Source organism: Massilia timonae (assembly GCF_001866515.1).
Taxonomy (GTDB): Bacteria; Pseudomonadota; Gammaproteobacteria; order Burkholderiales; family Burkholderiaceae_D; genus Telluria; species Telluria timonae.
The window spans coordinates 4,053,281-4,065,657 of the sequence record NZ_JRYB01000001.1 but is presented as its reverse complement, the minus strand read 5'-3'; the positions used below and the strand labels follow the sequence as shown (position 1 = coordinate 4,065,657).

Here is a 12,377-nt window from a genome sequence, read left to right as displayed (position 1 = left end):
CATTTTCCTCTGCCCGACCTGGGCATGGCAAACACGCCACCTGCCGCGCTTGCCTGCCGCACCGCTGCGGTGCGCGGTTATCCACGATGCCCTGGTGCAGTGCAGCATGCGGATTTCCACAATAGCTTGCCGGGAACGATTGCTCCAACATGGAACAACCACCAACCTCGTTGAAGAGTTGCCATGAAGAAGCCTTTTTATAAAGTACTGTATGTCCAGGTGCTGATCGCCATCGTCCTTGGCGTGTTGCTGGGGGTGTTCTACCCCGAACTGGGCACCGCGATGAAGCCTTTGGGAGACGGCTTCATCAAACTGATCAAGATGATCATCGCCCCCGTGATCTTCTGTACCGTCGTCGCCGGCATCGCCGGGATGCAGGACATGAAGAAGATCGGCCGCGTCGGCGGCAAGGCGCTGATCTATTTCGAAGTCGTGTCGACCTTCGCGCTGGCCATCGGCCTGGTGGTCGCCAACCTGGCCAAGCCGGGCGCCGGCTTCAACGTCGATCCGGCCCACCTCGATTCGAGCTCGATCGCGCAATACACCACCAATGCGCATGCCCAGACCACGACCGAGTTCATCATGCACATCATCCCGAACACCTTCGTGGATGCTTTCGCTACCGGTAATATCCTGCAGGTCCTGTTGATTGCGATCCTGTTCGGCTTCGCGCTGTCGATGATGGGCGAACGCGGCCGTCCGGTGACCAAGTTCATCGACGACATCGCCCACGTGATCTTCGGCATCGTCAACATCGTCATGAAAGTCGCGCCGATCGGCGCCTTCGGCGCGATGGCCTTCACCATCGGCAAATATGGCCTGGAATCGCTGCTGCCGCTGGCCAAGCTGATGGGTTCGTTCTACCTGACCTGCGCGCTGTTCGTGTTCGTGGTGCTGGGCGCGATCGCCAAGTTCACCGGTTTCTCGATCTTCAAGTTCATCAAGTACATCAAGGAAGAACTGCTGATCGTGCTGGGCACCTCGTCGTCCGAAAGCGCCCTGCCGAACCTGATGCGCAAGCTGGAAAAGCTGGGCTGCTCGAAGCCAGTGGTCGGCCTGGTGGTCCCGACCGGCTACTCGTTCAACCTGGACGGCACCAATATCTACATGACGATGGCGGCGCTGTTCGTGGCGCAGGCAACCAACACCGACCTGACCCTGACCCAGGAACTGACCATCCTGCTGGTGGCGATGCTGACCTCGAAAGGCGCATCGGGCATCACCGGCGCCGGCTTCATCACGCTGGCCGCGACCCTGGCCGTGGTGCCGACGATCCCGGTGGCGGGCATGGCCCTGATCCTCGGCATCGACCGCTTCATGAGCGAAGCGCGCGCCCTGACCAACTTCATCGGCAACGGCGTCGCGACGGTCGTGGTGTCGAAGTGGGAAAAAGAACTGGATTCGGCGCGCATGGACGACGTCCTGAGTGGCCGTGTGCATGTCGAAGACCAGAACAGCCTGAAGGAAGTGCGCGAAGCGGCGTAATCCCAATCGCTGCCCGCCCTGAAAACCGTGTCCTCGTGACACGGTTTTTTTATGCCCGCAAGCAGTCTGCTATATTGCGGCCATCCCGATCGACGACCGCCATGCGGGCTCCACGATGCACATCGCCGCCAAACCCGACAACGAAGCCGCGCGCCTGGCCGCGCTGTACGAGCTCTTGATCCTCGATACCCCGCCCGAGGAACGCTTCGACAGGATCGCGCAATTCGCCGCCGCCGAGTTCGACATGCCGATCGTGCTGGTCACGCTGGTCGACGCCGATCGCCAATGGTTCAAGGCGCGCGTGGGCATGCCGGTGTGCGAGACGGGGCGCGACGTCTCCTTCTGCGCGCACGCCATCCTGCGCGACGAGATCATAGTGGTCGACGACGCGCTGCACGACCCGCGCTTCGCCGACAACCCGCTGGTGACGGGCGCGCCCCACATCCGCTTCTATGCCGGCGCCCCATTGGCGCTGCCATCCGGCCCGCGCCTGGGCACCCTGTGCCTGATCGACCGCCGTCCGCGCACCCTCGATGCGATGGAGCTGGCGATCCTGGGTACCTTGCGCGACCTGGCGCTGATGGAATTGACGAACACGGTGGAGCGCGCCGATGGCTGAATCCACACAAATTTTGCTGGTGGAACCGGAGCCGATGCTGCGCCGCACCGTGGCGATGACGGCGCGCAGCCTGGGGCTGAGTCAGGTGCATGAAGCCGCCAGCATCGAGGCCGCGCGCCGCATGCTGCGCGCACGCGCCTTCCACGGCGCGGTGATCGCGGTCGACTGCGTCGGTCGCGGCGGCGAACGGCGCTACGACCTGAGTTTGGTGGACGAACTGCGCGCCGGCGGCGCGGCGAACGGGACGATCCCGATCGCGATCATGGCCGAACAGGCGACCGCCGAACTATTGCACGAGCTGCGCGACCGCAGGATCAGCCGGGTGATCCTGAAGCCGTTTCGCGCCAAGGTGCTGCTGGAAACGATCGAGCAGTTCGGCGCCGCCGGCAAACCGCGGCCCGGCCTTCCCCAGCGCCCGGCCTGAGCCGGCGTTCATTTTATTCAGCCTGCATCGCCAGCCACACGGATTAGTGTAGACATCTCGATCTAGACAGGATAATCTAGTTTCATCCTGAACAGACGAGGTCATGCCATGCCGCGCTCCCCCGACGCTCCCAAGCCCACGCCCGCCGAACTCGACCTGCTGCAAGTGCTCTGGCCGCTCGGCGCGGCCACCGCCAAGCAGGTGCACGAGGCGATGCTCCCGCAACGTCCGGACGTCACGTATGCCACGGTGTTGCGCCTGATGCAGGTCATGCACGGCAAGGGCTTGCTCAGCCGCGACGAGAGCGAACGTTCCCACGTGTATGCGCCCGTCCATGAACGCGACGCCCTGCAGACCAATCTGCTGCAAGACCTGATGCAGCGTGCCTTCTCGGGCTCGGCCAAGGCGCTGGTGCTGGCCGCGCTGAAAAGCGGCATTTCGAAGAAGGAGCGCGACGAGATCGAACAGCTCCTGAAAGACGAGGACAAGCGATGAGCGCATTCGAGATCGTCAACAGCATCGGCTGGACGCTGGTCCATTTCAGCTGGCAGGGCGCGCTGGTCGGCGCCCAGACCGCCCTTGCCCTCGCCCTGCTGAGCAAGGCGCGTCCGCAGACGCGCTACCTCGTCGCCTGCGCCGGGCTGCTGTTGTGCGTGGCATGGCCGGCGACCGAACTCTACCTGCGCCTGAGCGGCGATGCCGGCGCCGGCGGCGGCTTCGCGATCGTGCTGGCAGGCGCCGCGCAAGGCGTCGCCGAGGACGGCGGCTGGAGCGGCCTGTTCCAGCGCAACCTGGCCTGGATCGTGGGCGCCTGGGCCGCCTGCGCGCTGTGCCTGGCGCTGCGCATGATCGCAGGGCTGTTGTGGTTGCGGCGCGCGGCGACGCGGGAAGGCCGCGATCCGGCATGGCAGGGGCGCGTCGACCGGCTCGCCACGCAGTTCGGCCTGGCGCGGCCGATCCGACTGCGCATCGTCGGCGGTTTGTCCAGCCCGGTCACCGCCGGCTGGTGGCGCCCGGTCGTGCTGGTGCCGGCATCGCTGGTGACCACCATGCCCCCGCACCTGCTGGAAGCGCTGCTGGCGCATGAACTGGCGCATATCCAGCGCCACGACTACCTGGTCAACCTGTGCCAGAACGTCATCGAATCGCTGTTGTTCTACCACCCGGCGGTCTGGTGGATCTCGCGCCGCATCCGCGTCGAGCGGGAACAGATCGCCGACGCCATCGCGGCACGGCAGCTGGGCGAACCACGCCGCCTGGCCCTGGCCCTCTCGGAACTGGAAAAACTCCAGTTCTCCACCCACCACCTGGCCCAGGCGGCCAACGGAGGAGATCTCATGTCACGCATCAAACAACTGGTACGTCCCGATACCGAAGCGCTGAACTGGAAAGCCGCGATCCCGGTGCTTGGGTTCCTGCTCGCCGGGCTGGCCGGCTGCGCCCAGACGCCGGCATCGACCGCGGCGACGGCCAAGGCGAACAGCATCGTCGATCTCCCGACGGTGAAATTCGACTCCTGCGAACGGCCGAAGTACCCGGCCGAGGCGCTGGCGCGCAATATCGAGGGCACGGTGACTCTCGGCTTCCTGGTCGGCGCCGGAGGGGCCGTGCTCGAGACCACCTTGCGCAAGTCGAGCGGCGACAGCTCGCTGGACGAGGCGGCCCGCACGGCGCTGGCCAAGTGCACGTTCAAGCCCGGCACGGTCGATGGCAAGCCGACCGAGCAGTGGACCGAGGTGCAGTACGTCTGGGTATCGAAGTGAGCGCAGCGGCCCGCGTCGTACGTCGCCTCGTCGGCCTAGTCGTGCTGTGCACGAGCACGCTGGGCGCCGCAGCGGTCAATTTCACCTTTGAGCGTGCCCCGGGGCCGCTGCCGGTCGGATTCCGGGTCGTCGAGCAATACGACCGGTCACGCGTTTTCCTGGGCGACCACGATCTCGACACGGGACGCCCCATCACGCGGGAACGGGCGCGGCCGATCCAGACCCTGGTCTGGTATCCGGCCACCGATTCGGGCCAGGCGATGCGTTACGGCGACTACCTGCGCCTGACCGGCAGCGAGACCGATTTTACGCGCGGCAGCGCGGCCGTCCAGGCAGCAGCCGACGCCTTCATCGCGCTCAACTACGCGCCGCCGGGCGCCAATATGCAGCAGCTCCGGGAAGAGCTGGCCGCGCCGATGCGGGCGCGCCGCGACGCGGCAGCCATCGGCGGCAAGTTCCCGATCGTCATCTATGCGCCCAGCATCAGCGCGCCCGCCGCAGAGAACCCGGACCTGTGCGAATACCTGGCGAGCCACGGCTATATCGTGATCGCCAGTCCCAGCATAGGGCCGCGCTCGCGGCGAATGCCGAACGACCTGGCGGGCGCAGAAGCGCAGGCGGCCGACATTTCCTTCCTTATCGGCTATGCCGGCACGCTCGCCCAGGCCGATCCGGCCCGGATCGCGGTGGCCGGCTTCAGCTGGGGCGGCTTCGCCAACGTCCTGGCAGCGGCCAGGGACAGCCGGATCAAGGCACTCGTCGCCCTGGACGGGTCGGTGCGCTATTACCCGGAATTGGTCTCTGCCGCGACCTACCTGGCCCCGCAACGCACCACGACGCCGATGCTGTATGTCGCCGCGCGGCCCTCCTCGCTCGAAGACATCGCCGCGCGCGGCAAGCCGACGTCCAGCTACCTGAACGATGCGAAGCATGCCGACATGTTCAAGCTGACGATGTACCCGATGGAACACTTTGCCTTCTCGTCGACCTACCTGCGTTTCGCCGGGGACGAGTGGTTCAACCAGTATTCGCGCATCGATGCGAACCAAGCCCATGGCTGGACGGCGAGCTATGTCGGGCGCTTCCTCGACGCCTATCTGAAGGATGACGAGGCGGCGCTGGCCTACCTGGATGCCACTCCGGCCAGGAATGGTTTCCCGGCGCATGCCGCCACGATGGAGGTCCGGCGCGCCGCGCCGCTTCCCCCCGGTCGCGAGCAGTTGGCGGCGGAGCTGGCGCGCCGCGACTTCCAGCATGCCGGCGCAGCATATCGCGCCATGTTTGGAAGAGAGAAGGACGGCGGCCTGCCCGAGAAGGAACTCAATGCCTGGGGTTATGCCTTGCTGCAGGCGGGGGAAGCGGAGGCCGCGCTCGCGGTATTCGGCCTGACGACAGAGCTGTACGCGTCGAGCGCAAACGCTTTCGACAGCCTGGGCGAAGCCTGCGAACGCAGTGGCGACACTGCGCGTGCGATCATCAATTATCGCCGCTCGCTGGAGCTGAATCCCGACAACGACAATGCCCGGCAGCGGCTGCAGGCCCTCGAGAATGACATGCATAAACTGGCAATATTGCAGTGATAAGCTATCATTTTGCCTGAGCCCGTGAATAGGAGTGGATCTTGATGCGTGAGTCGTTGTTCAAATGGCGCAATACATGCCGTCCGATGCTGGCGTCCGGATTGGCGGTGGCGGCCCTGGCCGGCTGTACCCAGACGGCGCCGGTCAATCCCTTCGCCGCGATGCCGGACAGTGTCACCACCGAGCCGGTCGCGAATTTCAAATCCTGCCGCAAGCCGGAGTATCCCCCGCAGGCGCTGGCCGCCAAGGCCGAAGGTACGGTCACCCTCGCCTTCCTGGTCCGGGCCGACGGCACGGTGCGCGAAGCGGTGGTGCGCAAGACCAGCGGCAATGCCTCGCTCGACGAGACGGCGCGCGCTGCGCTCGCCAAGTGCCGGTTCCAGCCGGGTACGGTAAACGGTGCGCCGAAGGAGCAATGGACCGAGCTGAAATACACCTGGGCGCCTGAATGAAGCCGAGCCTGGGTATGCCCGCGGCCTTTGGCGTGGCCGTCGCCGTCCTGGCCGGTTGCGCACAGGCGCCGGTGGTGGAACAAGCCGCCGCGAATCCGAACGCGGCGCAGCGGCCGGTTGTGGATTTCGCTTCCTGCCATCGACCGGTGTATCCGCCACAAGCTCTCGCCGACAGGATCGAAGGCACGTCGACGATCGGCTTCCTGGTCGGTCCCGACGGCAAGGTGATCGCATCGAGGGTCTATACCTCGAGCGGCGACGCGTCGCTCGACGAGGCGGCCCGCAGCGCGATCTCGCAATGCACGTTCAGGCCGCCGACCGACAAGGGCAAGCCGGTCCAGGCCTGGATTCCGGTGCAATACGTCTGGAAAATGGATTAGGCATCATTCGGCACGCTGTAACGACAAAGGGCGCCAGAAACATCCAGCGCCCTTTGCCGTTCGACACCGCGCCGACTACAGCGCCAAGGTATCCAGTTCGCAGCCGGTGGCGGCCACGATCTCGTCACGGCTCACGCCCGGCGCCAGCTCCACTACCTTGAGGCCGGTATCGGTCACATCGATCACCCCGAGGTCGGTGATGATGCGGTCGACCACGCCCACGCCGGTCAGGGGCAAGTCGCATTTCTTGAGGATCTTGTGGCTGGTGGAACCATCCTTGGCGGTGGCGACATGTTCCATCACGACCACCACGCGCTTGACGCCGGCGACCAGGTCCATCGCGCCGCCCATGCCCTTCACCATCTTGCCTGGGATCATCCAGTTGGCCAGGTCGCCGTGTTCCGACACCTGCATCGCGCCCAGGATCGCCAGGTTGATCTTGCCGCCGCGAATCATGCCAAAGGAGTCGGCCGAGCTGAAGTAGGCGGAACCGGGCAGCGCCGTCACGGTCTGCTTGCCGGCGTTGATCAGGTCGGCGTCGACTTCGGCTTCGGTGGGGAACGGGCCGATGCCCAGCAGGCCGTTCTCGGACTGCAGGAACACCTCGATATCCTTGGGTACATAGTTGGCGACGAGGGTCGGCAAGCCGATGCCCAGGTTCACATAGAAGCCGTCCTGCAGCTCCCGGGCCGCGCGCGCGGCCATTTCATCACGAGTCCATGCCATGTTCTTGTCTCCGAATGTGTGTGATCAAGCGCGTACGGTGCGCTGTTCGATGCGTTTCTCGGGCGTCGGATTGTGGACGATGCGGTGCACGAAGATGCTGGCCAGGTGCACCTGGTCCGGATCGATCTCGCCGATCTCGACCAGTTTCTCGACTTCCACGATGCAGACCTTGCCGGCCATGGCCACGTTCGGATTGAAGTTGCGTGCTGTCTTGCGGAACACCAGGTTGCCGGCGCGGTCGGCCATATGGGCCTTGACCAGCGACACGTCCGGGAACAGCGCGTGTTCCATCACGTAGTGCTCGCCGTTGAACTCACGGGTTTCCTTGCCCTCGGCGACGATGGTGCCGTAGCCGGTCTTGGTGAAGAAGGCCGGAATGCCGGCGCCACCGGCGCGCAGCTTCTCGGCCAGCGTGCCCTGTGGGGTGAACTCGAGCTCGAGTTCGCCGGCCAGGAACTGGCGCGCGAATTCCTTGTTTTCGCCCACGTAGGACGAAATCATCTTCTTGATCTGGCGCGTTTCCAGCAGCTGGCCAAGGCCGAAACCGTCCACGCCGGCGTTATTGGAAATGGCGGTGAGGTTCTTGGCGCCCGAATCGCGCAACGCCGCGATCAGGGCTTCCGGAATGCCGCACAGGCCGAAGCCGCCCACGGCGATGGTCTGGCCGTCTTGAACGATGCCGGCCAGGGCGGCGCGCGCGTCAGGATAAACTTTATTCATACCCGTCCCTTTTATAGGTTAAGCCAAAGCTCTTCTGTACTACTGAGTAGACTCTCAGCATAGAATACGTGACAACGAAGCACAATACCGTAGAACTACGGCCAATCCCAACACATAGCACGGCGAATGAAGACGGCTGTCGATCTGCATCAGATGAACCACCAAAACCCACAGAGTCCGGGCATCGACTATGAAATGATCTTCCAGCACGCGCCGGTGGGCATGTGCGTGTCGCTCGACCGCGTGATCCAGACCTGCAATGGCGCGCTGGAGGAAATGTTCGGCTATCCGCCGGGTCACCTGCAAAGCCTGTCGTTCAGCGTGCTGTACCCGACGATGGACGAATTCCTGCGCACCGGCGACCGCATCATCCCGATCATGAACGCCAGAGGCCGCTATTCGGACGAGCGCATCATGCGCCGCGCCAGCGGCGAACTGTTCTGGTGCCACGTGACCGGCCGCGCGCTGGATCCGGGCCACCCCCTGGGCGCCGGTGTCTGGACCTTCGAGGACGTCAGCGAAAAACGTCCGGTGACGGCGCAACTGACCCCGCGCGAGCGCGAGATCGCGGCGCTGCTGGTCGAAGGAAAGACGAGCAAGATGATTGCACGCGATACGGCCCTGAGCCCGCGCACGGTCGAAATGCACCGGGCCAGCCTGATGCGCAAATTCGCGGCATCGACGTCGTCGGAGCTGGTGCACAAGCTGGTGGGCGTGCGCGGATAGCGGCCCGTTCGCTCCGCGCGAATACGACGGCGCCGTCACCGGTGGCCATGGAGGGCCGATGGCCCGCATTCACGCACGGGGGTTGAGCGCCGCGTCAGGACGAAGACCAGGGCCGCGATCCAGGCCGCCCCGGTCCAGCCCAGCAGCGCGCACCACAGGAAGACCCGGTCGGCGTGGGGATAGTCGCGCTTCATGGCGATCACGCCCGGCAGCAGCAACAGGTATACCGTGATTCCCAGCAGCACGAGGGCGATGCGCAGGAGGCATAGCGCGCAGGCGGCCAGCACGACGATTCCGATACGCGCGATCCGCTTCATGCATCCCCCCGAATCTGCTGGCGCAGCCGCTCACGCAAGGTCAGGAAAAAGGCCCCGCCGATGCCGAAGAACAGGCCGAGCACGACGGAGATGGCGACGATCGCCTTGCGCGAACCGGCCGGCTTCGTTGGCACCACCGCCTCGTCGACGATCCGGACGTTGCTGGAGCGGTCTCCGGCATCGACGTCGAGTTCCTCCGTCCGGCGCAGCACCGCGTTGTACAGGTCGGTCTCGGCCTTCAGGTCGCGCGCGAGCCGCTCCAGCTCGGTCGCCACGGCGGGCAGGCGCCCTGCCTCCGCTTCAAGGCCGGCAATCTCCTGGCGCGCCCCATCGAGCTGCCGTTCCAGCGCCAGCAGCTCCGGATGCCGGTCCCCGAAGCGCACGCCGAGCTCGGCGCGCCTGCGCTGCAGCTGGGCCAGCTGTTCGCGGGTTGCGGACAGCCGGCCCAGCGCCAGGCGCGTATCCTCGACGACGTCCGCGGCGCCGTGCCGGCGGCGGTAGGATTCGTAGCGCTCCTCGGCGGCGGCGACGCGCTGGCGCAGCCCGGGAAGGCGCGCGCGCAGGACGTCCATCGAACCGGTCGACTCGCTCGCTTTCTGGCGATGCACATGCTCCATGTAGACGTTGCCGATCTCGTTGAGGACGGCCGTGATCCGGCGCGGCTCGGCGCCCTGGAGCCTCACGCTGAGGACGCCGGTGTCCTTGCCGAGCTCGGCAATGTCCAGCCCGGCGCCGATCTCCTCGATCACGGCCGGCACCGAGCGCCGCGCCACCAGGTAGTCGGTGCCCGGCGCGCCCTCCAGTGCGTCGACCCTCAGGTGCACGCTGCCGCCGTCCAGCGCCGCCACCAGCGGCGTGCCGACCCGGCCGACGACGGCGCGGCGGTCGTCCCCGGCGCGCAGGCTGTAGCGTTCCCGGTCGAGGCGCGTGACGAGGAGCGGCTGGTCGAGGAGCTCCGGGGGCACGGTCAGCTCGCTGACCCGGATGCGCTCGCCGCCCCAGGCATAGCCGCCGTACGGCGCCGGCGCCACGCCGTGGCGTGCATTCCAGCGCGCCAGCGCCGTGCCGATCAGCGGGAAGTAGCGCGGCTCGGCCACCACGTCCAGCCGCAGGCGCGTCGCGGCGGTCCCGATGACCGCGCGCGAGCGCAGCAGTTCGGCTTCGGACATGGCGCGCTTGTAGGCCGAACCCGGCGTCGTCTCGCCGAGCAGCGTGCGCGGTTCGGAGGAGCGCATGTCGGTCACGTGGATGAGCAGGTTGGCCGTGTAGGACTGAGGCCGCGCCAGGGCATAGAGGGTGCCCAGCGCCGCCACCGACAGGGTGACCAGCACGATGAACAGCCGGTGGCGCACCATGACCCCGACATGTTCCGCCAGCCTGAATGGGACCAGCGCGGGGCCGGGGTCGAACCTGTCCAACTGCGTGACTTCGGGTGTCAGGATTTCGTTCTTGCCCATGCTGTTCCCTCGGTTGGACCGGCACAGCGCACTGCTGTGCGGCTATTTAAGTGACCTGGCGCGTGAAGGCAACCCTGCAATCACTACCCTAGCGCGATAAACACGTTCCTTGCTGAGCTAAATCAAGGCGACCCGTACCTCAGCAAGCCGTATAGGTATTCGAAGCGCCCCCGGCCGACGCTGACGCGGGTTCCAGGCGCCTATCCACACCCGCGACGGCGACTTTCAGGCCGATGGCGGCCGCGCCGCGGCCGGCGCCACACCGGGAACGGCGAACGGCGCGCACAGGCGGCGCAGCTCTCCCAGGCCGCCGCAGGCGGCGAACAGCGTCAGGGCCGCGGCGGCGTACACGCCCAGCTTGCCCCCGAGGGAGCGCCACGGGCCGGCGCCGAACGCCGGCGCGCACCATTCGGCCAGCAGGATCGCGGCCACGCAGGCGCCCAGCACCAGCCCCGCCAGCCGCAGCGGGAACATCGCGCGCCATGGCCGGCCCAGCACCTTCCCCACGGCGCGCGCATTGGCCAGTTCGCACAGCAGGAAGGCGGCCACGCTGCCGAGCGCCGCACCGGCCAGGCCGAACCAGTGCACGCCGGCCAGGCTCAGGGCGGCGGACAGCGCCAGCCCCGCAAGATTGATCCGCAGCGCCAGCCGGCCCATGTCGAGCGCCGGCATCGCGAAGCCGACCGCCACCGACTGCAGCGCGACCAGCAGCAGGTACAGGCGCATCACCGGGACCGCCGCCAGATAGCGTTCGGTGTAGACCAGCGCCACGATCTCGGGCGCCAGCAGGAACAGCGCGCCGGCCAGCGGCGCCAGCAGCAGCGTCGCCGCCCCGCTCCCCTTGAGCAGCAGCGCGTGCACTTCGGCGCGGGCGCCGCCGGCGAAGGCGCGGTTCAGGTGCGGCAGCATGGCGCTGTTGATCGGCTGGCGGATCAGCGAGGCGACCGGCAGCACCACGGCGCCGATGGTGAACGCGGCAAAGACGTGCGTGGGCAGGAGCGACGCGGCGATCCAGCCGTCGGCCTGGGCCCGCATCGCGAACAGGCTGCCGCCCGCGGCGAACGGCAGCGCATAACGCAGTTGCGCCAGCAGGCTCGCCGGCGCGCAGCGCAGGCGCGCTCCGCCAGGCCGCGTCAGGAAATAGGCGGCCAGCACCGCCAGGCGCAGCGCGGCATCGAGCACCAGCGCCGCCAGCACCCAGGCGATGTCGTGCGACAGGATCGCGGCCAGGGCCACCAGCGCGGTGCGCAGCAGGGCCAGCGCCAGCTCGGTGCTGCAATGCCACAGGATGCGCCCCTCGGCGATCGCCAGCGTGGTCGTGATCGTCAGCAGCACCGACAAGCCCAGGTACAGCGCCGACAGGCCGTGCGTGGCCCCGTGCAGCGCGCGCGACAGGTCGCCCGCGAGCGGACTGGCCGGGCTCGCGAGCAGGGCCACTACCAGGCCCATGCAGGCCAGGTAGGCGAGCGCGTTGCCGATCACCGTCAGCTGCCACCCGCCGGCGCGCGGCAGGAAGTAGTACAGCGCCTGCGGCATGAAGGCCGGCGCCAGCGCCAGCGCCGTGCCCAGCATCAGAGTCAGGAAGCGGTACTGGCCGAACGTGTCGGCGTCGAGCTGGCGCACCAGGATCACGGGCAGCAGGAACTGCAGGGCGAATTCGACCATGCCGCCGGCGGTCAGGAACGCCGCCGACCGGCTCAGTCCCATGGCGCGACCGGCGCGTGCCAT

14 protein-coding genes are annotated in these 12,377 nt (G+C 66.9%); 9 read left to right on the top strand and 5 right to left on the bottom strand.

Going from position 1 to position 12,377, the window contains the following annotated elements; genetic code table 11:
• The first annotated feature begins 183 nt into the window (after positions 1-183).
• The 8 genes from LO55_RS17375 to LO55_RS17340 all read left to right on the top strand — a co-directional run bounded on the left by LO55_RS17375 (position 184) and on the right by LO55_RS17340 (position 6,703).
• The gene (locus LO55_RS17375; protein WP_005667392.1) at positions 184-1,485 is read left to right on the top strand and encodes a dicarboxylate/amino acid:cation symporter; all 1,302 of its coding nucleotides are present in this window, start codon (positions 184-186) and stop codon (positions 1,483-1,485) included.
• A gap of 115 nt (positions 1,486-1,600) precedes the next feature.
• Positions 1,601-2,104: a GAF domain-containing protein gene (locus LO55_RS17370; protein ID WP_071362424.1), complete on the top strand. Its 504-nt coding sequence runs from the start codon at positions 1,601-1,603 to the stop codon at positions 2,102-2,104.
• Positions 2,097-2,528 carry a DNA-binding transcriptional response regulator gene (locus LO55_RS17365; protein ID WP_005667388.1) on the top strand — a complete coding sequence of 144 codons (432 nt, stop codon included), beginning with the start codon at positions 2,097-2,099 and terminating at the stop codon, positions 2,526-2,528. The genes LO55_RS17370 and LO55_RS17365 overlap by 8 nt, the downstream gene beginning before the upstream one ends.
• 108 nt (positions 2,529-2,636) lie before the next feature.
• Positions 2,637-3,023, top strand: a complete 387-nt coding sequence (locus LO55_RS17360; protein WP_005667387.1) for a BlaI/MecI/CopY family transcriptional regulator — start codon at positions 2,637-2,639, stop codon at positions 3,021-3,023.
• Positions 3,020-4,291, top strand: coding sequence for a M56 family metallopeptidase (locus LO55_RS17355; RefSeq protein WP_071362423.1), 1,272 nt, complete (start codon positions 3,020-3,022; stop codon positions 4,289-4,291). The genes LO55_RS17360 and LO55_RS17355 overlap by 4 nt, the downstream gene beginning before the upstream one ends.
• Entirely contained in the window at positions 4,288-5,871 is a 1,584-nt protein-coding gene (locus tag LO55_RS17350; RefSeq protein ID WP_143054548.1) for a dienelactone hydrolase, read from the top strand. The genes LO55_RS17355 and LO55_RS17350 overlap by 4 nt, the downstream gene beginning before the upstream one ends.
• Before the next feature lie 44 nt (positions 5,872-5,915).
• Positions 5,916-6,323 carry an energy transducer TonB gene (locus LO55_RS17345; protein WP_071362422.1) on the top strand — a complete coding sequence of 136 codons (408 nt, stop codon included), beginning with the start codon at positions 5,916-5,918 and terminating at the stop codon, positions 6,321-6,323.
• Positions 6,320-6,703 carry an energy transducer TonB gene (locus tag LO55_RS17340; protein ID WP_071362421.1) on the top strand — a complete coding sequence of 128 codons (384 nt, stop codon included), beginning with the start codon at positions 6,320-6,322 and terminating at the stop codon, positions 6,701-6,703. The genes LO55_RS17345 and LO55_RS17340 overlap by 4 nt, the downstream gene beginning before the upstream one ends.
• Before the next feature lie 75 nt (positions 6,704-6,778).
• Here the strand turns inward: LO55_RS17340 and LO55_RS17335 are convergent, their stop codons facing one another.
• Together LO55_RS17335 and LO55_RS17330 are read right to left on the bottom strand one after the other, a co-directional pair.
• The gene (locus LO55_RS17335; protein ID WP_083415396.1) at positions 6,779-7,429 is read right to left on the bottom strand and encodes a 3-oxoacid CoA-transferase subunit B; all 651 of its coding nucleotides are present in this window, start codon (positions 7,427-7,429) and stop codon (positions 6,779-6,781) included.
• Between the two features lie 24 nt (positions 7,430-7,453).
• Positions 7,454-8,149: a CoA transferase subunit A gene (locus LO55_RS17330; protein WP_071362419.1), complete on the bottom strand. Its 696-nt coding sequence runs from the start codon at positions 8,147-8,149 to the stop codon at positions 7,454-7,456.
• 153 nt (positions 8,150-8,302) lie between these two features.
• Here LO55_RS17330 and LO55_RS17325 point away from each other — a divergent pair, with 153 nt between their 5' ends.
• Positions 8,303-8,875, top strand: a complete 573-nt coding sequence (locus tag LO55_RS17325) for a PAS and helix-turn-helix domain-containing protein (protein WP_071362418.1) — start codon at positions 8,303-8,305, stop codon at positions 8,873-8,875.
• Positions 8,876-8,910: 35 nt separating this feature from the next.
• Here the strand turns inward: LO55_RS17325 and LO55_RS17320 are convergent, their stop codons facing one another.
• From LO55_RS17320 to LO55_RS17310, 3 genes are all read right to left on the bottom strand, one after another.
• Positions 8,911-9,192 (bottom strand): superinfection immunity protein, encoded by a 282-nt coding sequence (locus LO55_RS17320; protein WP_071362417.1) that lies wholly within the window; start codon positions 9,190-9,192, stop codon positions 8,911-8,913.
• Positions 9,189-10,649: a GNVR domain-containing protein gene (locus tag LO55_RS17315; protein ID WP_071362416.1), complete on the bottom strand. Its 1,461-nt coding sequence runs from the start codon at positions 10,647-10,649 to the stop codon at positions 9,189-9,191. The genes LO55_RS17320 and LO55_RS17315 overlap by 4 nt, the downstream gene beginning before the upstream one ends.
• A gap of 225 nt (positions 10,650-10,874) precedes the next feature.
• Entirely contained in the window at positions 10,875-12,377 is a 1,503-nt protein-coding gene (locus LO55_RS17310) for a lipopolysaccharide biosynthesis protein (RefSeq protein ID WP_143054547.1), read from the bottom strand.